16 protein-coding genes are annotated in these 22,698 nt (G+C 41.3%); 2 read left to right on the plus strand and 14 right to left on the minus strand.

Annotated elements, in window-relative coordinates; translation table 11 throughout:
• Positions 1–93 precede the first annotated feature (93 nt).
• On the plus strand, positions 94–2,412 hold the full coding sequence (locus N3A72_10385; GenBank protein ID MCX7919990.1) for an MFS transporter: 2,319 nt from the start codon (positions 94–96) through the stop codon (positions 2,410–2,412).
• A gap of 572 nt (positions 2,413–2,984) precedes the next feature.
• Here the strand turns inward: N3A72_10385 and N3A72_10390 are convergent.
• From N3A72_10390 to N3A72_10410, 5 genes are all read right to left on the minus strand, one after another.
• Positions 2,985–3,971 carry a Gfo/Idh/MocA family oxidoreductase gene (locus N3A72_10390; protein ID MCX7919991.1) on the minus strand — a complete coding sequence of 329 codons (987 nt, stop codon included), beginning with the start codon at positions 3,969–3,971 and terminating at the stop codon, positions 2,985–2,987.
• 134 nt (positions 3,972–4,105) lie between these two features.
• Entirely contained in the window at positions 4,106–5,095 is a 990-nt protein-coding gene (locus tag N3A72_10395) for a Gfo/Idh/MocA family oxidoreductase (GenBank protein ID MCX7919992.1), read from the minus strand.
• Between the two features lie 111 nt (positions 5,096–5,206).
• On the minus strand, positions 5,207–6,196 hold the full coding sequence (locus tag N3A72_10400) for a Gfo/Idh/MocA family oxidoreductase (protein ID MCX7919993.1): 990 nt from the start codon (positions 6,194–6,196) through the stop codon (positions 5,207–5,209).
• 100 nt (positions 6,197–6,296) lie between these two features.
• Positions 6,297–7,778: a sodium/solute symporter gene (locus N3A72_10405; GenBank protein MCX7919994.1), complete on the minus strand. Its 1,482-nt coding sequence runs from the start codon at positions 7,776–7,778 to the stop codon at positions 6,297–6,299.
• Between the two features lie 185 nt (positions 7,779–7,963).
• Positions 7,964–8,797 (minus strand): sugar phosphate isomerase/epimerase, encoded by an 834-nt coding sequence (locus tag N3A72_10410; protein ID MCX7919995.1) that lies wholly within the window; start codon positions 8,795–8,797, stop codon positions 7,964–7,966.
• Positions 8,798–9,027: 230 nt separating this feature from the next.
• Here N3A72_10410 and N3A72_10415 point away from each other — a divergent pair, with 230 nt between their 5' ends.
• Complete coding sequence (locus N3A72_10415) at positions 9,028–9,570, plus strand: tetratricopeptide repeat protein (protein MCX7919996.1); 543 nt, start codon at positions 9,028–9,030, stop codon at positions 9,568–9,570.
• Between the two features lie 125 nt (positions 9,571–9,695).
• Here the strand turns inward: N3A72_10415 and N3A72_10420 are convergent, their stop codons facing one another.
• The 9 genes from N3A72_10420 to N3A72_10460 form a co-directional block, all read right to left on the minus strand.
• A complete protein-coding gene (locus N3A72_10420; protein ID MCX7919997.1) occupies positions 9,696–10,280 on the minus strand; it encodes a MarC family protein in 585 nt (194 codons plus the stop codon).
• A 119-nt stretch (positions 10,281–10,399) separates the two neighbouring features.
• On the minus strand, positions 10,400–11,134 hold the full coding sequence (locus N3A72_10425) for a hypothetical protein (protein MCX7919998.1): 735 nt from the start codon (positions 11,132–11,134) through the stop codon (positions 10,400–10,402).
• A gap of 213 nt (positions 11,135–11,347) precedes the next feature.
• Positions 11,348–13,183, minus strand: a complete 1,836-nt coding sequence (locus N3A72_10430) for a PQQ-binding-like beta-propeller repeat protein (GenBank protein MCX7919999.1) — start codon at positions 13,181–13,183, stop codon at positions 11,348–11,350.
• Between the two features lie 323 nt (positions 13,184–13,506).
• A complete protein-coding gene (locus N3A72_10435; protein ID MCX7920000.1) occupies positions 13,507–14,184 on the minus strand; it encodes a D-lyxose/D-mannose family sugar isomerase in 678 nt (225 codons plus the stop codon).
• 71 nt (positions 14,185–14,255) lie between these two features.
• On the minus strand, positions 14,256–17,120 hold the full coding sequence (locus N3A72_10440) for a hypothetical protein (GenBank protein ID MCX7920001.1): 2,865 nt from the start codon (positions 17,118–17,120) through the stop codon (positions 14,256–14,258).
• Between the two features lie 435 nt (positions 17,121–17,555).
• On the minus strand, positions 17,556–18,902 hold the full coding sequence (locus N3A72_10445) for an anaerobic sulfatase maturase (protein ID MCX7920002.1): 1,347 nt from the start codon (positions 18,900–18,902) through the stop codon (positions 17,556–17,558).
• A 44-nt stretch (positions 18,903–18,946) separates the two neighbouring features.
• Positions 18,947–19,927, minus strand: coding sequence for a uroporphyrinogen decarboxylase family protein (locus N3A72_10450; GenBank protein ID MCX7920003.1), 981 nt, complete (start codon positions 19,925–19,927; stop codon positions 18,947–18,949).
• 5 nt (positions 19,928–19,932) lie between these two features.
• Positions 19,933–20,847, minus strand: coding sequence for a methylenetetrahydrofolate reductase (locus N3A72_10455; GenBank protein MCX7920004.1), 915 nt, complete (start codon positions 20,845–20,847; stop codon positions 19,933–19,935).
• A gap of 135 nt (positions 20,848–20,982) precedes the next feature.
• Positions 20,983–22,656: a formate--tetrahydrofolate ligase gene (locus tag N3A72_10460; GenBank protein MCX7920005.1), complete on the minus strand. Its 1,674-nt coding sequence runs from the start codon at positions 22,654–22,656 to the stop codon at positions 20,983–20,985.
• Positions 22,657–22,698 lie beyond the last annotated feature (42 nt).

A 22,698-nucleotide genomic window follows, 5' to 3' on the forward strand; every position in this document is an offset into this window, starting at 1 on the left:
AATGACTTAACCTTGTAAATTAAATATTTAAAATGTGATATTTGACATTGATTCGACATTTGCATTGGACATCTAACATTACTGTAATTGCTCATGTCATCGGATTCAGCGATAGCAGAACCATCCATACCAGCTGCACCATCGACCCGACTTCAATATTTACGAGGAATGCGAGCGTCCACAGTTGAAGGAACGCTAGCAACAATTTTCGGTAATCTAACGAGTGGCGCGATTTTAACCGGATTAGCCTTACATGTTGGCGCAACGAAACCGCAAATCGGAATCCTATTTTCCATCCCGGCATTAGCGAATTTGTTTCAACCGATAGCTTCACTTTGGGTAGAACGATTACAGAGTCGAAAAATATACGTTGCCATTCTCGCTGGAATCGCTCGGGTTGTATTAAGTCTCTCGGTATTAACACTATTTCTGCCGAAACAATTCCAGGTTCCCTATTTATTTTTCATCATGCTAGTTTCGAGTATTTCCTCTGCCTGCGCCGGGCCAGCGTGGAACTCCTGGATGTCAGAAATGGTACCGGAAGATATCCGTGGTAAATATTTTGCAAATCGGAATGTGATTATGAATATGGTGGGAATGGTTATCGGACTCATCGCCGGAAAAACGCTCGATATCCTACAGGGGAATACCGGATTTTTGATTTTATACGGAACAGGTTTGGTTGTTGCAATATTTAACGCTATCAGTTTCATCTGGCAATATGAACCACCACATCGTATTGATACCTCGCATCGACTCAATCTGCGTATATTTTATTTACTACCATTGCGGAACATTCAGTTTATGCGATTAATTCTATTCTATGCTTGCTGGACATTTGCTACCGGAATCGCAGGACCGTTCTATGCCGTATTTATGATCGATGAACTTAAAATCCCTTATTTCCAAATTTATATTTTTGTTGCGATTAATACGATCATGCTGGTTCTTGCTTCGCCGGTCTGGGGTTATCTAGCAGATAAATTCGGAAACAAATTTATTGTTAAACTTGCAACGATTGTAATAACCTTTTTCCCGATATTTTGGGTATTTAATACACCGCAAAATTATTTTCTTATTCCGCTCCTGCATTTTTTCGGCGGTATTATCTCTGCAGGGATGAATCTCGCTTCATTCAATTTATTTCTCGGTGCCGCGCCACGCAAAAATAAAGCAGTATATATGTCACTCTGGGCAGCGATTACCGGCGCAGTCGGATTCATCGCCCCAATTATCGGTGGGTATCTCACTAAATTGTTAGCTCATTATGAATTAGTTATCGGTACGTTTGTTCTCGGTGATTTGCAAATGTTATTTCTCATTTCAGCCGGATTGATTTTTATCACCTCATATCTATTACCGGAAGTTAGAGAAACGAAAACTGCTAGTGTCGGAACGGTACTTCGTCAAGTAGGAACACTAAATCCATTAGATTGGTTCGGTTTGTTTTATCATCTCATATTATTTTCGCGGAGTAAAGAAGAGAAAACACGGTTGAAAGCAAGTAAAGCGTTGGGGAAAGTCGGGAGTCCATTAGCGGTTGATGAACTGCTCGATGCACTTGAAGATAGCAGTCCCGAAGTACGTGAATCTGCCGTATTAGCGTTAGGTGAAATCGGAGATGAACGTGCTGTAGATATTCTCATTTCGAAACTTTATTCGCCGGAAGAGAATATTCAAGCTGAAGCGGCGGAAGCGCTCGGTCGTTCGCAACATCCGAAAAGTGTAGAACCATTATTACAAAAATTACCTGAAAGTGACCTCTATCTGAAAATTGAAATCATAAAAGCTTTAGGGAAAATTGGTGACCCGCGAGCGATTGATACCCTATATACTATGGTAACTGGCGAACGTGATCCGAAAGTGTTCCCAACCTTGGTAGATGCGTTAGTTAAACTTCACGATACCCGAGTAATTCCTATCGCACTTGAACGATTGGATTTATTTTCTTCACGGGTAGTTCGTCGGCAGATACTCGATTCACTGGCAGAACTGCTCGGTGATGAAGATGATTTCTATGAAGTTTCTGCACTTGATCCCTATGGTCAAGACGCTTGGGTCGCTAAACAACTTCGATGGATGCAACGCCGATTAACCAGTCGGAAAAGTCCGATCCCGGTATCGCAGTTCGAGTTGATTACCCAATCGTTTCGACAAGCGATCGACCAATTCGGTCAAGAAAAATATGATAATACCGTGGTTGCGTTAAGTAAAGTAACCCAGATTATTTCTGATTACGTTTCGAACCAAGCGCGTCAAACCGTAAATGCCGATCCATTTCACAATATCAAACTCAATCTTCAAGCGATTGAGCAACTGATTCAAATCAATCATTCGGTTAACCTCGACCGCGATGAAACCATTTTTATTATCGTCGCTCTTCTCCATGTCGTTGACACAATCACCGATTAAATTCATTTCCCTTCTTATTGCAATCTGCTCTCTGTGAACCCAACTTGCATATAGTCTAAACTGGACTCAATTCAAACTCTCAGCGGTACTAGTGATTTTGTAAGTTATCGTGTTTTTTACCATAAATTCTGTAAAAACATTAATGTTGATAACTATCACAGGGTGTAAAATTAAATGCATTTATTTTGGGACAACCTGGTTCCGCTAATTTTCCAGTTACTCCCGGAGCGTTCAACACAACTCATAATTCACTTTTCATCTCAACATTAATTGCGAATGGTTCAAGTTTGATATATTCAACTTTTTCGGTGCTAGTAGAAGCGTGTATGGAGAAATATCGCATCGATCTATTTGGAAATGTTTATATAACGGGGAATACCTATTCGAACGATTTCCCGAAAACGGCAAATGGATTCGATACCACTTATAACGAACGAACTATCAAACAATACAAACAATACAGTTTTATTATGTAAAATGGATTTATGCCGATTGTCAAGAGTAGAAAACTCGCGGTAGGTAAACTATGACACAAATATACTAGAACCGATAATTTTCCATTGCAATGTAGTCTAACAACAGATGTTTTTCGCAGTTTTATAGGCCTTTTCGATAACTTCCAGCGCGCGCAGTCCATCAATGCCATCTACCCGAAGTTTTGAACCAGTAGCAACTGCTTTCAGGAAATCTTCGATTTCGAGTGTAAATCGGCTGGGAACCTCTAGTTTCGGTCTCTGCCATTCTTTATCTTTCGCCAGCCAATACCGTAATTCGTTTTTGTTATAACTATAAATTGCGGTTCCTTCGGAACCATAAACTTCAACAATCGCTTCACTAATCGGAGTCGCCCAACTCGCTTCCACTGTTCCAATGACATTTGATTTCGATTTCAGGAGCATTATTCCAACATCTTCGACCTTAATTTTCTTATTGAACGTATGGATTTTCCCGCTGACGGAAGCAACTTCGCCGAAGAAATACCGAAATATATCTACCGAATGAACAAGCGTATCCATAAACACTCCACCGCCGGCTAGTTTCGGATTTGAGAACCAAACTTGGTCAACGTTATGGAATTTTCCCGCAAACCGATTCCGAAACATCAGCACTGTTCCCAGTTTCCCGGAATCAATCAGTTTCTTCATCGCAACAATTGGCGTTTGGAACCGATGGCAAAATGCGGTCATTAATAATACTTGATACTTTTTCGCAGCGACTACCATAGCTTTCGCTTCCGCAACATTCATCGCTAACGGTTTCTCACAAAGTACATGGATCTTCTTCTTCAATGCATGTATTGCGATCTCTTTATGAAATGCCGGAGGAGTACAAATACTAATCACATCTAATTGTTCTTTTGCTAACATTTCTTGATAATCAGTATACGGCACGCAATCATATTGATTCGCTCTTGTTCGCGCTGCCGCTTCGTTCACATCCGCACAGGCGATAATCCGTGCACCATTCTGTTTATATCCCTCAAAATGTAATCCTGATATACCACCGCACCCGACGATACCGACCCGTATTTTCGAAAACTTCGTTGATAATGATGCCATACCAGTATCGACTCCTTATAATAAAAATTTAACCGCAAAGAGCGCTAAGCAAGACCAACTCCGCTAAGAAAAACATATATTTTAGTCTTCTTAATGAAGTTAACTTAACGTCTTAGCGGTTAAAAATTATATTATTACTTTTCCAACGGTAGTTTAACCGGTGCTTTTTTCTTCGCTGCAGCATAAGCACCAAGCGCTACTTCCATTGCTTTCAATCCATCGTATCCGGTTACCGGAACTGGTTTATTTTGTTCAATGGCGGCAATAAACGATTTTATCATTTCCAAATCCATATTCGAACCCCAATATACCCAATTCGGGCGAACATCATCGTTATTGTATAACGCCATTTTCTGGTTGAACGTATCCAACCAGATAACCCCGTCAGTCCCAATAATATGCATGGTTACATCACCCCATGTCGGATACACGCTTGGTCGTGACCAACTCGGGTCGAGCGTCGCAAATATGCCATTATCCATTTTCAAACTCAGTATACCACAATCATCGATGGTAAAATTGTAAAATCGGGTATCTATTTCTGCATAAACTTCAATAAACTCAGATTTGGTAAACCAGCGCATTAAATCCGCTACGTGAACCGTATGGTCCATCACCGCACCGCCTCCACTTAATTTCTTGTCAATGAACCAACCGCCTGGCATCCGCCCGTGATTCGTCCCATTGATTGCAAGAATTCTACCGATTCGTCCTTCGTCAATCATTTGTTTAACCCGAACCACTGCCGGAGCGAATCGACAGGGAAATGCTGTCATCAATTGCACTCCTTGCTTTTCACAGGTATCAATCATCGTTTGTGCATCTTTTACCGAAACGGATATTGGTTTCTCACAGAGAACATGTTTACCTGATTTCGCTGCCATAACGGTAAGTTTTTTATGGTTCACATTTTCACTGCATATGACTACCGCATGAATGTCAGTGTCTAGTAATTTCTCATAGCTCGAAAAAAACTTGGTCTGATGTAATTTAGCGATCTTTTTCCCGCGAGCTGAATTATCATCCGCAATGCCTACCACTTCAACATTCGGTAGCGATTTTAAACAAGTAATATAACTATTCGCATGCATATGTGCAAAACTGAGCATCCCTACTTTAACCATACTATTTGTCCTCCATAAAAAATAGATTACTTTGATTCAACTATTTATTCATCTGGGTAACCAAAAGTGTTTGCCCCTGGGTACTTACTCTATCGAAATCGGGGGAACCATCTATGACAAATCTATCGGTTTCCCGGTTTTAATTGATTCTAATGCCGCTAGACTCACTCGCAATGCGCCGATCGCGTCTTTTGTGGTTATCGCCGGTTCCTTATCATTGACAACACAATCGATAAAATGTCGGATTTCCGCAGTATAGGGGTCATCGGTTAACGGACTCTCCGGAACCGCTACGCCAACCGTTCCTTTATCCGATTTCCGTACCATAATATTCACAGGCATCGAATCGGACATCACAAAATCAATCTGCCCTTTCGACCCGGTAATTTCAACTTTTACATTGAACGTATCCGGTTGCGCCCAGCTCCCTTCAACATGAGCAATAACCCCATTTTTATACCGAATAACTACCAGCGCATAATCGAGATGGTCTAATCCATCATAAACCAATCCGCGTGCAAAAACTCGTTTCGGTTCTCCGAAACACCAGTTTAACCAGTCGAAATCGTGGATAATCATATCGAGAACGACTCCGCCACTCATCGGAATATTCGCATACCAATCATTCGATGCTCGCGGGAATCTTCCGGTTCGACTCGTGCGCACTACCCCAGGCTTCCCGATTTTTCCGTGGTCTATCAACTGTTTCATCGTAACAAATTCCGGAAAGAAATGGAGAACATGACCGACCATAAACTTAACTCCGGCAGATTTAACTGCTTTAACCATTTCCATTGCATCAGGTAGATTGCGCGCTATCGGCTTTTCACAGAAAATATGTTTTTTGGCTTTTGCAGCTTTCAAAACATATTCTTTGTGAAATGGTGTCGGTGTACAAATATCAATAACATCTAGCTCCGGATTATTAATCAGTTCATCCGGATTGGATGTTGCTTTTGCATCATACTGTTCCGCTAATCGAATGCACGACTCTAATATAGGGTCAGCGAATCCGATGAGTTTCGTTCCTGGAATTCGAGAATATGACTGCGCATGCAATCGACCCATAGTGCCAGTACCGATGATACCGATTTTTAACATAGATTTATATCCTCCCGGTTATATTATGAGTTTTTATAATCGATAGTTTATTATACCATTTAATTACCATTGAATGTTCGGTATACAAACATGTTGTACCCTAATTTGCTTTCTGCTTATCCATAATAGGTCCAAGGAGATACGATAGTATAAAAGTTAACACGGTTCCAATAACGATTAACCAGCTCCATCCAATGGGAATTATTTTTTTCTCGGATAACACCAAGAGTATTGTCATACAGGCAGCATTAACAACCATAGCGACAATATTCGCCTTATTCGCTACCCGTTTCGTTAGAATTCCTAATAAAAATACGCCTAGTAAACTTCCGTAGGTTACCGAAGTAATTTTAAATGCTAGCCATAGAATCCCTTCCGAGAATTTACAGAGGAACGCGATTCCCATCAGAATCAATCCGAAAACAATGATCATGATTCGTGACATCCAGAGATAATGTTTTTCGGAAGCATGTCTTACCATTAGCGGACGATATATATCGGTTACAAACGAGGAGGTTAACGAACTCAACGGCGAATCTATACTAGCTAAAATAATCGTTGCTAATATCAATCCTTTTAATCCCACTGGAAGCGAATAGAGGACAAAATGAGAGAGAATTTTATCAGAATTATCCGGTAATGGCAGTTCCGGCCGCTGTTGATAAAAAACATATAATAAGGTTCCGACCGCTAAATAAATACATACTAACGGAAAAACTCCTGCTATCGTTGAAATAATCGCGCGCTGGCTATGTTGTCTGGTTTTAACAGTAAGTAACCGTTGAACCATTTCCTGGTCGGTACCGAACGCAGCTAAACTACCGAAAAACCCGTTTAGCACGGCAATTAATAAAGTAGTTGGATCGTTGATATCTAATTTTAAATTAAATAAACTGGTGCGACCTCCTTCACCAGCAATCCGCCATATTTCAGCTAGTCCGCCTTGAATCTGCGAATAGATATACCCAATTAAAACTATCCCGCCAATGAAAAACATTGTCGCTTCAAACGCACCAGTCCAAACTACCGCTTTAATTCCACCGAACGCAATAAAAATAATACTTACCGCAGTAAATAGTAGCAACGATTGACCTAACGTCCAGTCCATGATAACTGATACCGCTAAACAAGTAGCATATAACCGTACGCCGGAAGCCATTAACCGAGTAACGAAGAAGAATATTGAACCTGAATATTGTGATTGGATACCGAACCGATGCTGCAGAAATTCATAAATAGTAGTGCAATTATATTTAAAGAACACGGGGATAAATAAAAAAGCGACCGTGATTCGAGATAATGCCGAGCCGATAAAAAACTGGAGATAGTGCCAGTTTTCGCGATAACCCGTTGCGGGAACCCCGATAATCGTTAATGCACTGATTTCCGTTGCGACAAAGGATAAGGTCGCAACAATCATCGGAACCCTACGTTTTCCGAGAAAGAAATCTTCAGTATCTTCCTCTTTTTTCCCACTGAAATAGGCTATGATGAATAAGAGCGCAATCGCTCCACCGACAAACCAGAAATCAAGCGCACTTAATCCGCTCGTTAAATTCTGTACCCCTTGAACTGTATCCAAACAATTAACCTCAAAAAATCAATTCCAAATTCGAAACACTTTCCCAGCAAGCGTTCACCGCCTGGGAATCATCTTGAGTCGTTTCTATTCTATTTAAAATTTCATGACCTAACGGGCGATTTACCGTAAGCTAAAGCCCCGAAAAACAAACGATTTGTTCTTGAAATGTTCCAAGTATATTAATATTATTTTCTACCAATGATTCTTCGCATAGCCGCTGCCGTATCGAAAATCATCTGCTCCGCATGATGTTTCGGAGGGAAAATTTCTGCGGTTACATACCCATTATAACCTACTTCACCGAACGCTTGCATCACTTCCGGCCAATTGACATCACCATATAACAACGGAACGAAACCATGAATGGTTCCGACATCAATTTTAAAATCTTTGAAATGCACCGCTTTAATTCGTTTCCCAAGAATACGGATCCATTGTTCCGGGAATCCATATAAGAGAACATTGCCAACATCAAAATATGCACCAACATAGTTGCTTCCGACTTTATCAATAAAATCCCGGAATTCTAACGGAGATAAAAGAAACTTACTCCAAACATGTTCAAGCCCGATATTAACCTGATATTGTTCAGCGATCGGTGCAAGTTCAGATATCGCTTTCAATGAACGGTCATAGGCGATATCGTAAGGTATAATCCCGGCTTCCGGGGCAAATGACCAGACATGACCGGGAACAATCAGAACAGTGCTCACTTCCATATACGAAGCTAATTCGAGTAATTTCATTGCATTCTTTTTCGCCTGCTCCCGTTCTTCCTTTTTATCACTGGTAAAGGAATATCGCCAGAATAAGCCGGTAGACATACTGCTGATTTCGATACCAGTTCGAGCCGCTAACCGTTTAATTTTCTGCATATCCGCTTTTGTAGATTTTGCGGTTATCTCTCCGGTATCAGTAAAATTCACTTCGATCGCTTCGAATCCGGCTTGTTTTGCGAGTTTAAAACTCTCAGCTAAATTTCTAGTTCCAAACGCCCATTGGTTTATCCCAATTTTCATATAAAAATTAAGATTACCTACGGTTTAAATTAAATTTCAGCGGTCATTCATTTCACGCTGGAATTCAATTTAAAACTTGTGTAATCTGTTGATAAAAAATTTTCTTAACTACGGTGAAAATAGTATACACAAAATTTGCTTTTTTTACAAGAACTGATAGAATTATCCGGAAACATGCGCAAAATTGCGGTATAATTATACTATTCACTGAAAGGTTAGTTATATATCCCATGAAAAAATATCTCATATATCGATTGGTATTATTGATTATTTTGATAATTTGTCTCATGGTTTATTATTTTGTGGCTTACCCCAAACAGCAAGCTGGTAAACATTTCAATCTAGCGGCTGCTGCGTTTGACCAGAATGATTTTCAGACGGCAATAAATGAATATAGGAAAGCATTAGAATACAAACCTGATGTTCCGGAGATATACCATAATCTGACGCTAGCATATATTCAAGCTGGCCAATTCGACTCTGCAATTGAATCCGGTCTCAAATCACTTCAGCTAACCCCGACGAATGCAGAAATGCATTATTATCTCGGAATAGCGTATGAACAGAAAAACCTGAATGAACAGGCAATAGCTGAATATCGGAAATATCTTGAAGTGAAACCGACCGGAGAATTCGCTACGGAAGCGCAACAGCAGATAGCGGTGCTAAAAGAGAAATTATATCTGCCACAAACCGTTGAAGAGAAACTTGAGAAAGTCAACCGAGATTTGGATATGATTAACGAAGTGTTACGCCGGCAACACGCAAAATAACCATCGTAAACTGTAAAACTCACAATGCAAATTACCTAGATCAATCCAAGTTGCAAGTAGTCCTGTGATGGTGTCTATTTAAGATTAAAATGAGTTGTGTGAAATTCGGATTTTGATATTCAGCCCTATTTGATAAACTCTTGTAGTCCCTGCCGAATCATCATTACTGCAATCGCCGCTAGGAGTAAACTGATAACTTTCGATACTGCTTTCGCGCCACCTTTCCCGATAAACGCAATTATTGTATCCACGTAATAGAATAAGATACCGACAATCGCCAAATTCAAAAGTAACGAAACTAAAGTTGGGGTTATTCCGTGGATATCCGCAAACATAATCACCGTGGTTAACACCGCTGGTCCGACAATAAGCGGGACACCAATCGGAACAATCCCCATCGTTTCTTTCCCTACGCGCCATTCAGTAGATTCTTTCAACAAATCCATGATCGCCAGAACCAGCAGAATCAAGCCACCAGCGATTTTAAAATCTGCTACGGTTACCCCGAGAACGGAAAAAATCCATCTGCCAATAAAAACAAAGAGTAATGCGACAATCGTTGCAGTTAACAGCGATTGCCACAGAATTTTCATTCGCAATTCAAACGTAACTCCTTCGGTTAACGAGATATAGATTGGCAATAACCCTATCGCATCAACCGCAACAAAAAGCGGAATAAACGTCAAAAGATATGGTTCGAAAAAATACATAAAACTAATCCTAATATCAACACTCAAATGTCAAATAAACCATTAAATTTTAAACTCTAACAATATTTGGCATCAGGTCATTCCATACTGATTTGATATTAGGAGTTTGGCATTTAACATTAATTTTTTACTTTTATATTCTCCGGACTATCGAGAATAATCTCAATCCCATACTGCGGCGGTTTAACAATTGTCCCGGTCACGTGAACCGTTTTCCCTTGGAATGAATAGGGATCGATTTTTTTCGATTCAAACTGTTTCGCTACTCGGTCGAAAATAACGACGGTGAATCCGTTCCGCTGTTCAGTAAAATTAAGGAAATAGGTGTTCGACCGAGCAGAATATCCGACTTTGAGAACTTTCCCTTCAACCGTTACGCTCTGGTCAAGATATTTTTCTACATCAGCGACAGAAATAATTTTTCCAGCCCCTGCCGATTTCGTGCCGGTCGTTGCCGATGAACTAACTTGTGGGCTAGCGGTTCCCGCAACCACCTTAATTTCTGACGGGTCGTTTAAGATAATTTCAAGGCCATACTGCGGATGATTGATTATTTTCCCAGTTACCTGAACAGTTTTCCCTTCAAACGAATTGATATCAATTTTAGCGGTTTGAAATTTACTTGCGGTTTGCGCAAAGATGACCACGGTAAATCCGCCTCGTTGCGGTGTAAAGTTTAAAAAATAGGTTTCTGACCTTGGTGACTTCCCAACCCGTAGAACCTTTCCTTCAACGGTAACGGTTTTATCAACATATTTCGCTACCTCGCTCACCGGAACCGTTGCGGATACTCCTATTCCTGCAAACAGAACTACGATACATAAACCGACTATACTAACAACGCTTCTTTTCATTTCTCAATTCCTCCTTTAACTTATTTTGCCGCGAAGATTGCTAACTCGAATGGATGCCGGAAGCGTTTTCGTTTACTTCCTTTTCGTATCATCCGGCTTCCCTGATGTAAATTATCTTCGTGGCTATTTCTTCGGTATTATATATTATATCATCTTTTTACATTATCTTTTTGGAATAAGGTATGTACGTATTTCTACTAAATTATAATAGGTTCAATTTCTACTAATTTTTGAAAGGTCTATTGCAACAACGGTTCCATCAAACGCAGGTTGATAACAAATACCGTTATTGATAACCGGTCCAGAAAATAAGAATCCGGTTTTCGAAATCGGAATCCGCTGAATTCTAGTTCCATCAATCGGATTCAATATTGCTAAATCTCCATTTAATAGCGGGATGTAGAATGTATTATTATCTATGAGAATATGGCTAGCAAAAATCGGCTGTTTCAATTGGAGCGACCAATTCTTCGTGCCAGTTTCAGCATCTATTGCCATAATTTCGCCGCTTAGCCCGAAATGATATACATTCGTTCCATCATACGCTGGATTGGTTTGACATGCACGGGTTACCATTGTCCAAACCGTGTTCCCGGAAAATAGCTCGAAGGCATAGACCCGACCGAGAACGCGTTTATCAATCGATTCTAATGCGGTATAAATAACCTTATTCCCAGCTAAAACCGGCATGGTTACTGACGGAGCCCAATAGATAGACGTTCCGACTCGATTTATCCAACAAGTTGTACCGGTGTATGCATCCAAACTATACGCATTCCCATCCCAAGAACCGAAATATACTTTCCCTTGATGCACCAGCGCTTGCGCAGAAATATGGTCTTGACAACCGAATTTCCATCGTTCCTGACCGGTTTTACAGTCTATCGCATAGAAATTACGGTCTCCGGAACCGATATAGAGTAATCCGGAATTAACTGTTGGTGAGGCGATAATCGCACCACCGGTTTGAAATTTCCAATTTAATTTACCATTCTTCGCTTGGAAAGAATATATCCCCCCGTCAACTGTTCCGATATAAACCGTTCCATCGGCAAACGCTGGTGACCCGACAATTGCGCTATTAACGTTTACCTTCCAAATCTGCTTACCAGTTTTCGCATTGAGCGCATAGAATTTTCCCCATTCAGTTCCGAAGAATAATTTCCCTTCTCCGATTGCTGGTGGAAATTGCAATCCATCTGCTATCTTAGTCTTCCAGAGAATATGCGCTGACTGTATTTCTTCATCGGATTCTGCCGGGTGCGGAACAACTCGTTTTAACGATATACGGATGGTATCAGTAGCTGCAGTTTTCCCAATTTCGCAAGCATATGCGGTTATCTCGTTATCACCAACCTCGAACAATTTATATCCGCCAGTCCGTGTTGCTTTTGTCATCAGAATCGGGATGTTTTCAGTATAAGTTAACTTCTCAATATGCCCATGACCGACTAATATCGCGATAACATTATACGGTCGAATCACTTTAAATAACTCGCGATCATTATCAATATATCTACCATCGGAAGCCGGTGGATGATGCAGCGCTAAGATAACCGGAGTTCCTTGCTTTAACGAGGTTAAATCTCGGGTCAACCAATCGAGTTGGGATTGATATATATGTCCGTGATGTTGCATTGGGATAGTATCGTCGAGAATAACAAAATGGAGTCCTTTATGGTCGAATGAATAATACCGTTTCCCAAAATATCGTTCAAACCGTTTCTTATAACTATCCGACCAGCGGATTTCATGGTTTCCCATAACGGAATAGACGGGGATATCTATCTGATGAATGAAAGTTGAATATAACGAAAATTCTAGCTCACTCCCAAGTTCAGTTAAATCCCCGGTATTAATAATAAACTCCGGTTTCGGTTGGAGCGCATTCATCGCTGGGATAACTTGTTTGAAGGTTTCAGTTCCAACTTGGTCGCCTATATGAGTATCCGTGAACTGGATAAACTGCCACGCTAATCCAGTCGAAAAAAGTATAAAAACTAATCCTAAACACCAACTGATTTGGTACAACCCTACTTTTTGTCGCATGAATCCCTCCAAGTATAATTTTATCAATGATTTTAATATAAAACCGGATAAATAGCTACTTCGATGTTACTGCGGAGAAGAATAGAGGGATATCGGTTATCCCTTATCACTCTCCATATAAGATTCGACTTTGATTCGGAATGATTAGGCTTGATGTTAGGTTAATCAAATTATAACATTCCCGCAACCAAACATAAACCAACCCCAAAACCGCATATGTGGTATTGTTTTTTCATTAATAACCATAGGCAAAGGAGTGGTATTTAAAAAAGGTAAGCAAGTAGTGAAGTTGAAAAATTCCTCTTGCCATTTCCTTTTACTCCTTAAGCTGGTGGGTACTCGGAGCAAAGCAGGAATTGTTTCGGTTCGTCTTCGATAATCTCCGGAAAGCGGGGCAACGCATCGAGGAAACGGTTATCTTTAACATCATCATTCACGAGCGATACTTCGCCAACGAGGACGTTCCCTTTCCCGATTTCCGCCCAGAAATTATGATAGAGTTTCGGGGGGAAAGTGATACTTTCTCCCGGACGAAGGGTTATGGTTGTTCCTGCAGGGAAAGTTTTTTGCATCCCGTCAATCGAAACGATAACATCTGAATCTGCAAGCTTCTCATGTTCATCCGAATTATAGAGTGTCATCTGGAGATTTCCACCCATCCGATTGATGATATCTTCCATTTTCGTCCAATGGAAATGGAACGGGGTAACCTGATGTTCACGAACCAGCATAATCTTTTCGCAATATTTCTTCAGGCAATTCGGATCGTTCAGATTCCCGTTCCGTAAGGTGAATAAGATTAATCCGAACCGTTCGAAATTTCCGAGTCCGAAATCGGTTATATCCCAACCGAGCGCATGGTTCCGAATCTCATCTACTTCGTGTCCTTTCGATTTCCATTCTTCCGGTGACCAATACGCAAACGGCGGTAACTGAAACTGGAATCGCTCGAAGGTTTTAATTGCTTCTCGAATATATTTATTGATTTCACTACGTCTCATAGCAACATAGGGGATTGAGTATCGTTTTACACAAAGAATTAATGTTAATCACTGCAAATAGCTATTCTATTTTACCTGATAAGCTCAACCGTTACAACTTTTTTCTTTGGAATTGAAATGGTTATCGAATTATCCGGTTCTAATCGTAGCTTCCTGATAAACTTCTCTTCCATCGAGACAAGCTGAACCTTTCGGAGTTTTAACGCAGACGCAAAGCATACTTTACCTGTTACCCATGTATCAGTCGGATTATAAATGCGGAGTATCAAATTTTTACTATATTCCGCTTTTTTAAATGCGCTTAAAACAAGGGTGGCTGGTTCTATAGATATGAAACTATAACTAGCAGGTAGTGTTCCTGATTTATTATTCCGAGTAGATTGACCGACAAGTAAGGGGAAATGGAATCGTTCCACTTCCGCAAATAGGTTCCCTTTTTCCCAGTTACCTGAATGTGGAATAATAGCATATTCAAAAATATGCTTACCAAGCGATTGGCTCAACTCTTGTTCTGGTCGTTTTTCCCAGCGATAACTTACCGTACATAACGTAACCTCAAATGAACGCAGCAACGTTATCGCTAACGTTCGTGCCGGATTATCCATAACCTCATATTCATGTATCCCTTTAGTGATAATCCCAAATCCTTTCTCGCCATCGCTAACATCAACGAACCGTAACATCGGATATCTCGGATTCTGCGTTAATCGGAACGGATGGTTTCTGTCTCTATCAATCAAGCGGTCACAAACATCAAACGGCGATTCCGCTGAAGAATATTTTGCGGTCGCTAATCCAGTTGGGAACAGCAATCGCAGTCGATGATTTTTACTTTGGTTATCAATGATCGTTTTCACGGCAACTGATTTCGCACCGCGCTGCAGCGTGAAATATGAAGTTATTGTTAACGGTTTCATTTCTTCCGAACGAAAAGTATCGAGATACATATTATCATGGTCAACGAGCTCGCTATGTCCGAATCCAGCAGGTATTTCCATAAAATAATCTACTCGAACTGTTGCAGCGAGTTGGTTATTTTCAACCAGCGATATCCGAACCGGACAACCGAGACTCGATACCACCTTATCTTGCATCATTCGCCGATGTTGCCAGGCAGTTCCTGCTTCACCTTCATCAATAAAATAATGCTGATTTGTATATGTCTGACCATTAGATTTATCGTAAATTGATAGCGTTCCATCAGCGGTAACGGTTACCTGTAGAAATTCATTCTCAAGTTGGTTCGGCTGCGGTGATATCCAAGCATCAATTCCCGGCGGAATAGCTACTGTCCGAACCGTATAAACTTTATATCCGAACGCAGGAATGTTTTCTGCCCAGAAATTAGTTTGTGCTACCTGACAGGGTAACGCCATCGTTAAATCGGTATTATTCCGAATCGTTTTTTCGCCTGGTTTCAGGGAAACTGTTGCCATGGGAACCGGGGTACCGGATTCATCGTAAAGATTATAATACGCTAAGTTCACATCAGATTGCGCTTGTCCATCAACAACCCGGTGAAGTTGATTCGGGATATCAATATACGCAGTCACCACTTCTGATCGTGGATAAGGTGATGGATTAAAAACCGTTATCACAATCTCTTCCGGTTTAACTTTTTTCGTATTTATTCGAAGCTGGATTTTCGCGAGCGAATTCTGCAGCCAGGTATCAGCGATGCGAATCGTTTGATTGAGTCGATAGAACGCATCTTCTTCCAGCGCATCAATACCGCAGCCGGCGATTGTATCATGCGGCTGGCATTGTAGCAGCGATTTCCAGGCAAGTTCAAAATATTTCTCTGGATATTCTTCACCGAGCAGATAAGCGAGAGTTGAAAATGGTTCCGCTAATCGAGTTAAGATATTTTCCGCTTCGACCAGTTTAATCTTCTGCCGTGGTCGTGCTGAAACCATATCGCCAAATAGAATCGTTAACGGAGATTGTTGACCCGGATATCGCATCTCGCCCCGAAACTGTTTCAATGTAGCCCGATTAACTGCAGACTTCAAATCCTCAACATATTTCGGCAGCGTGCTGAAAAAAAGTTTTTCACCCGGTTTAAGATACTTTTGCAGTTTATTGAATATTTCAATTTCTAACGGGTCAGGTTGCGTTGAATCCATCCCTTGCATGAATGGAATTACGGGGGTAGAAAAATGTTTCTTCTCGCGATTAATTAAATCACGTAACGCTGCCTGCAATCGCGATTCATCGAGTTCTTTCAACGGCGCTTGCTGGAAATAATGGTCGTATTGTCGCATTGCATCAATCAATTTAAACGGAACCCCGCCGGATTTCCAATCAAAAACGCGGTCGCGGATACTTTTCCCGCCATAGACTACCGGCCGCCAGACAAACATATAGAAGTTATATCGGGCTGCGGAACCGAATCGGGAACAAAGTGCTACCGTTCCATCCGGTGATTCCCAGAGAAATTCCGCTTGCGGGGATTCAAAATTTGTTATCCCGCGATAGAAAAATATGGTATCTATCCCAAAGCCAGCGTAAATCTGCGGTAGTTGTGACGGCTGGTTGAATCCGAACGGTGTATATCCAACCTTCATTACGTTTCCGAATTCAGCAGCAACCTTATGTCCGATAAGCAGATTGCGAATCGTCGTTTCCCCATAGGTTATATTACAATCCGGTGCGGTATACCACGGTCCGATATTGAGACGTTCGGATTGAACGAATTTTTTAATCTGTTCCCGTTTTTGTGGCCGGATTTCCAGATAATCTTCTAGCGGAATCGTCTGCGAATCTAAGCAGAAAGTATATTCCGGATATTTTTCCATCATATCGAGTAGCGTATCCAGAAATTCTACGGTAAGTTTCCGGGTCTGCTGATAATTTAACGTCCATTCCCGGTCGAGATGCGAGTTCGGAATAAAATGCGCTCGGAGTGTGGTGTTTTTAGAATTAGCTTTTGTCATAACCCTTATTATACTCCTTAACTAAAACTAGAAATGACAATTTGCGGATTCATCTTCTGCTAGTAGAGATAGAGTTCTATGACTGAACTATTATTCCCTTGTGCACAAGCGAGTTTCCCTGCCTATAAAGGTTGTTTATAGGTTAATGAACAGGCTAGCTCTGCATGTCCATCTATGTTTTATCTTGTATTATACTCCACAATAAGCAGTTGTCAATAGCAATAATTCAAGAAATTGTAATATCCTGATTCTACTAGAGTTATAGAAAAAATAGAATGATAAAACCAAACTCACCATTGGTAAGTTTGTTTTTTCTAGTCTTAAATTAAATCAAGAAATGTATCTCTTAAACTAATTCTTGGGATTATGCGCAACGGATAATCAATTTTTATTACGATCCGGTATTCTACCCTGTCAGACGATACGAAATACCGGCTAATAGCCGGCGTCTAGCATCCCGCAACATTTTTTATATTTCTTACCGCTTCCGCAAAAACATAAGTCGTTCGGTTTCATTTTTTTACTTCGTTCTAGTTTCTTTTGTTGAGCTATAAGTTCTCTAATTGCTGAAGCTGGACGCCCAGCATAAACCAGTTGCCTCATAATTTCCATATATGGTCGGATATGTTCAAAAAACAATTTCAACCCTTGACATAGATAATTCAACCCCGGTTGCCCAGCTGGCGTTTGGAGAAACCGATGTTTCGGGCATCCACCATTACAGGCGAACCGAACTTCGCATTGCTGGCAATATTCTGGTAATAACGCGGATTTATTTTTCCCAAACTGCTGTTGCTTTTCAGAATATACCAGTTCATTAAGCTGATGTTCTAAAATATTCCCGAGCGCAAACTTTGGATATACATAATGGTCGCAGGAATAGAGCATCCCGTTATGTTCGATAACCACCGTTTTCCCGCATTCAGGCGCAAACACACATAACGGGCTTCTCAATCCAAGCCAATTCGATAATGCATTATCAAAATATTGAACGAAAACTTCTCCGATATCCTGTTCAACCCATAAATCGAATATATCTATCAGGAACCGACCGAATTCTCGCGGTTCAACACTCCATTTCGTTACCTGCATTGATTTTTCTGGATGAACCAAATCCGGTGGAGAAGCAAGCGGTTGACTCCGCTCGGCTCCCTGTCCAATACCATTTGATTTTCGTTCCACAATTGGAATATACTGCTGATAGTTCGCGCCAATATTTTTCAGGAATTGATAGATTACTTTTGCAGACCGCATATTCTTTTTATGGACGCAGGTTAACGTATTAAATTCTACCTGATGTTTTTTGAGAATCTCTAACCCGAGCATGACACGGTCGAACGTCGGTTGCTGCTGGTTATTCACTCGGTAGCAATCATGGTATTCTTGCGGGCCATCGATACTCAATCCAATCAAAAAATGATGCTGCGCTAGAAATTCTGCCCAAGCGTCATTCAGCAGTATACCGTTGGTCTGGAAAGAATTAGTTATTTTTTTTCCATTAGCATATTTCTGCTGTAGCCGAATCACTTTCTGATAGAACTCTATTCCTAACAACGTTGGTTCGCCACCCTGCCAGCTGAAATGGATTTCTGGTACATCTTGCGACTGGATATATTGTTTTATATACGTTTCTAGCACCACATCTGACATCCGATACTGTTCGGTTGCCGGGAATAAATTATGCTTTTCCAGATAGAAACAATATCGGCACGCTAGATTGCAAAGCGGACCTACGGGTTTGGCGATTATATGAAAGGCAAGTTCCGGATGATATCTCGGCATGGCGTGTATATCGGAGAAACGACAACTCCATTCTGTTGCGGCTATTATATCTGATATTTCTTACCTATTTCAATCATCGCTTGAATATTTGCTAAGGGAGTATCCTGCGGCAGGTCACAACCAGTGCTTAAAATCAAATTCTTTATTTCACGGGTTTCTGCCAAAAAATGTTGGGTAACATGTTTAACTTCGTCCACGGATAAATTTCGTACTACCCGCACAGGGTCTAGGTTGCCCATTAAGATAACTTCATTTTTCATTCTACAGGCGATTTGCTTGAAATTAACTAGCGAATCTAAACTCAACGCTTCTACCCCTGTTTCGCACATTTTCTCAATCAGATGGCTACTATCCCCGCAAATATGCAGAACTGATATTGCATGAATCGCACGCACAATTTTTTTAATATAATTTCCCGAGAATATTTCAAACTGGTTTGGCGATAGAAACACTGCCGTCGGTTCGAGGATCGCAACGATATCCGCTCCACTATCTACTAACGCTACCGCATATTTGGTAATCACCTGCGTACAAAAGTTTAATATTTCATGCAGGAATTCCGGCCGGTCAATAGTTGCCATAGCGATTTCGGAAGCGCCGGTAAGTAATCCTGCTAACGTAAATGGACCGATACAATATGCTCCTTTGAGCATATCTAGATGCTGGGACATCAGTTCCATAGTTTTTAGGAATACCGTAACTCGTCCATCTTTTAAGATATCGGTACACATAAACTGTTCTAAATCCGCTACTTCTTGAACCAAATGCTGTTCTACGGTCGGTGAGTCTTCTAATGGATAGCGAACCGGAACCCCTAACGCGCCAGCTTCAACTGATAAATCCATCATGAAAAATATCGCATCCGGTTGGCACAATTCCGCTAATTCCGAAATTGACCAGAATTGGATACCCCAATTAAATACATTCTGTTTCAGCGTCGTATTTGTTAACTGCGTTCCCGGATATCCCATTAATGGAATTACCAGTCTCCGAGGATAACTATTAACGAGATTGATTAATCGCATACGATTTATTCCGAAAGAATAGAGCTAGGAAGTAATCCTGCTTGTTGGATGATAAGCGGTACTTGCGATTCCGCTTTTAACGGCATGAAATGGATTCCTGCAACCCCTTCAATACTCCGTAATGCGGCAATGATTTCCAAACAAATCTTTTTCCCTTCTTCTTTCGGGTCAGACGCGGATTGCATCCGCTGGATTAGTTCGTCCGGAATACTCATTCCGGAAACCTGTTCCTTCATAAACACGAACGCTTTCACCGACCGAACTAATAACACGCCAGGAAGAAAATACGCTCGGTTATGCAAATCACGGTCTCGAACCTGCCGCATCCACTGGTCGAATTTCTTCAAATCGAATACCGCTTGTGTTTGGATAAACTTTGCACCAGCGGTTATTTTCTTTTCCAGTTTCATCAGCTGGAGCGGTTCTGGAGTCGCAAACGGATTTGCTACCGCTCCGATAAAAAATTCTGGCGGGCTCTTAACTTCTTCCCCGCTCATTAATCTTCCCTGACATAATCCACTAACTGCCTGGACTAGCTGAACTGAATCCATATCATAGACCGGTTTCGCTTCCGGTTGGGTTCCGAGAACTGGATGGTCGCCAGTTAAACAGAGTACATTCTTGATTCCTAGCGCAGCGGCACCGAGTAAATCACTCTGCAGCGCTAATCGGTTTCGGTCGCGACAGGTTAGCTGATAGATCGGTTCCAATCCCTCCTGAACAAGAATCGCGCTCGCCGCTAAACTTGACATCATCACGTTTGCAGATGCGTTATCAGTTAGGTTTACCGCAGTAACATAATTCTTATAATACCCGCATTTTTTGCGAACATCTTCTGGAGACGCACTCCGTGGCGGTTCCATTTCCGCACAGACCACAAAGGTCCCTGCGGTTAGAAGCGTCTGAAGGTGGCTAGGCATAGATCAAAGGTTAACTTCCAAATTCTAAATCCCAAATCCTAAATAATAGAAATGAAAGAATTAAAGAACTGAAAAACGGAAGAACAGTAAGACAAAAAAATTGTTCCTTCGTTCTTACGTTCTTACGTTGGAGTATTAGAATAACCCAGTTATTTTTCCGTTTGCATCTATATCAATGTTTTCCGCTGCGGGATGTTCCGGTAACCCTGGCATGGTCATAATATCGCCCGTATATGCAACTAAAAAACCAGCTCCAGCAGATATTTTTACTTCTCGAACGGTTAAATTCCATCCTTTCGGTGCTCCTTTTAATAACTGGTCATCAGATAAGGATAACTGTGTTTTCGCCATACATATCGGCAATGAACTAAACCCGTTCCGATTCAAACTGTTGATATCATTTTCTGCACGATGCGTATATACGACACCATCTGCACCGTAGATTTCAGTAGCGATAATTCTTATCTTTTCGGTAATCGGTAAGTTTAAATCATAAAGGTAATGGAACTGACTCGGAGTCGTTGCTAGTGTTTCCAGAACTGATTCCGCAAGCGCAATTCCGCCTGCACCACCTTTTGCAACCACATCAGAAATCGCACAGGCGACATTCTTCGCTCGACAATGTTCAATAAGATAATTCAACTCGTCTCCCGTATCATTAGGAAAACGGTTAATCGCAACAATGACCGGCACCCCGAACTTCTGCACGTTTTCAATATGTTTATCCAGATTCGCTATCCCTTTTTTCAATGCAGGTAGATTCGGTTCTGAGTATTTATCTTTCTCGACGCCACCGTGCATGTGCAACGCTCGAATCGTTGCGACTAAAATTGCAGCATCCGGCGCAAATCCTGCAGTTCGACAAACGATATTACAGAATTTCTCCGCACCTAAATCGGTGGCAAACCCTGCTTCAGTAACCACATAATCCGCTAGTTTTAGTGCCATTTTCGTTGCCAAGATGCTATTCGTTCCGTGAGCGATATTGCCGAACGGACCACAATGTACAAACGCCGGTTGTCCTTCAATGGTCTGAACTAAATTCGGGTTTATCGCATCTTTCAATAATAACGTCATCGCACCAGCAGCTTTCAAATCACCGGCAGTAACCGGTTTCTTATCAAAGGTATATCCGACAACAATCCGCGCTAACCGTTCCTTCAAACTCTGTAAATCAGTGCATAACGCTAAACAAGCCATGACTTCTGAAGCAACCGTTATATCAAATCCACTCTCGCGCGGAACGCCACCTTGCACTCGTCCACCGAGCCCGATAATAATATGGCGTAATGCACGGTCGTTCATATCCACCACGCGTTTCCAGAGAATAGTTGTTGGGTCAATATCAAGTTCATTACCGCGCGCAATATGGTTATCAACCATTGCCGCTAGCAGATTATGTGCGGTTCCGACCGCATGGATATCGCCCGTAAAGTGAAGATTGATATCTTCCATCGGTAATACTTGCGAATATCCACCGCCAGCAGCACCGCCTTTAATTCCAAATGTCGGTCCTAACGACGGTTCGCGCAAACAGAGAATAACCTTTTTCCCGAGTTTCCCTAATGCTTGCGTTACTCCCACAGCGGTACAGGTTTTCCCATCGCCAGCAGGAGTCGCGGTTATCGCCGTAACCAGAATAAGTTTCCCATTCGGTTTATGCTGTAGTCGCGATAACAAACTTAATCGCACTTTCGCTTTATATTTCCCATAATATTCCAACTCTTCTTCTGGAATACCTGCGCGACTGGCTATCTCCTGAATAGGTAATAATTTCGCTTGTTGTGCGATTTCGATATCCGTTAGCATAAAACCCTACCGAAAAACTGAAAAACTAGAAACCAATTCGTA

This window comes from bacterium (assembly GCA_026416715.1).
Lineage (GTDB): Bacteria > UBP4 > UBA4092 > JAOAEQ01 > JAOAEQ01 > JAOAEQ01.

Excerpts from the sequence above, each read along its gene's own strand:
- N3A72_10385 (MCX7919990.1), top strand. The coding sequence starts at position 94 with ATGTCATCGGATTCAGCGATAGCAGAACCATCCATACCAGCTGCACCA.
- N3A72_10390 (MCX7919991.1), bottom strand. The coding sequence starts at position 3,971 with ATGGCATCATTATCAACGAAGTTTTCGAAAATACGGGTCGGTATCGTC.
- N3A72_10395 (MCX7919992.1), bottom strand. The coding sequence starts at position 5,095 with ATGGTTAAAGTAGGGATGCTCAGTTTTGCACATATGCATGCGAATAGT.
- N3A72_10400 (MCX7919993.1), bottom strand. The coding sequence starts at position 6,196 with ATGTTAAAAATCGGTATCATCGGTACTGGCACTATGGGTCGATTGCAT.
- N3A72_10410 (MCX7919995.1), bottom strand. The coding sequence starts at position 8,797 with ATGAAAATTGGGATAAACCAATGGGCGTTTGGAACTAGAAATTTAGCT.
- N3A72_10415 (MCX7919996.1), top strand. The coding sequence starts at position 9,028 with ATGAAAAAATATCTCATATATCGATTGGTATTATTGATTATTTTGATA.
- N3A72_10420 (MCX7919997.1), bottom strand. The coding sequence starts at position 10,280 with ATGTATTTTTTCGAACCATATCTTTTGACGTTTATTCCGCTTTTTGTT.
- N3A72_10425 (MCX7919998.1), bottom strand. The coding sequence starts at position 11,134 with ATGAAAAGAAGCGTTGTTAGTATAGTCGGTTTATGTATCGTAGTTCTG.
- N3A72_10430 (MCX7919999.1), bottom strand. The coding sequence starts at position 13,183 with ATGCGACAAAAAGTAGGGTTGTACCAAATCAGTTGGTGTTTAGGATTA.
- N3A72_10435 (MCX7920000.1), bottom strand. The coding sequence starts at position 14,184 with ATGAGACGTAGTGAAATCAATAAATATATTCGAGAAGCAATTAAAACC.
- N3A72_10440 (MCX7920001.1), bottom strand. The coding sequence starts at position 17,120 with ATGACAAAAGCTAATTCTAAAAACACCACACTCCGAGCGCATTTTATT.
- N3A72_10445 (MCX7920002.1), bottom strand. The coding sequence starts at position 18,902 with ATGCCGAGATATCATCCGGAACTTGCCTTTCATATAATCGCCAAACCC.
- N3A72_10450 (MCX7920003.1), bottom strand. The coding sequence starts at position 19,927 with ATGCGATTAATCAATCTCGTTAATAGTTATCCTCGGAGACTGGTAATT.
- N3A72_10455 (MCX7920004.1), bottom strand. The coding sequence starts at position 20,847 with ATGCCTAGCCACCTTCAGACGCTTCTAACCGCAGGGACCTTTGTGGTC.
- N3A72_10460 (MCX7920005.1), bottom strand. The coding sequence starts at position 22,656 with ATGCTAACGGATATCGAAATCGCACAACAAGCGAAATTATTACCTATT.